Below are 234 nucleotides of genomic sequence, written 5' to 3'. Positions count from 1 at the left end.
TTTGGGTACCATATAGCATGTTGAACGGTTTGAGGGTAGCTTCTAAAGAAAGTTTCCAATACTTTATTGATATCAGTATTGGTGTGTTAGTTCTATTAGAAATCATAATACTGAGCTCAAATACTGTCAAAGTCCCTATAGCTGAATTTGTAGGTATTAAGGATGCTGAAGCTCAAATTTATGAAGTTTCACAGACAGACTATGAGGAACTGAATCAAAAAATCATTAAATTTT

Annotated in this window: 1 protein-coding gene; it reads left to right on the top strand. The window is 32.5% G+C overall.

The window, feature by feature from the left end; translation table 11 throughout:
• Positions 1-17: 17 nt before the first annotated feature.
• A partial coding sequence (locus ACT3SX_RS15760; protein WP_444753474.1) for a hypothetical protein occupies positions 18-234 on the top strand: 217 nt, incomplete at its 3' end.

The organism is Psychrobacter sp. AOP31-B2-9, assembly GCF_052378005.1.
GTDB lineage: Bacteria > Pseudomonadota > Gammaproteobacteria > Pseudomonadales > Moraxellaceae > Psychrobacter.
The sequence above is the reverse complement of the archived record's forward strand: the minus strand, read 5'-3'. Positions and strand labels throughout refer to the sequence as shown.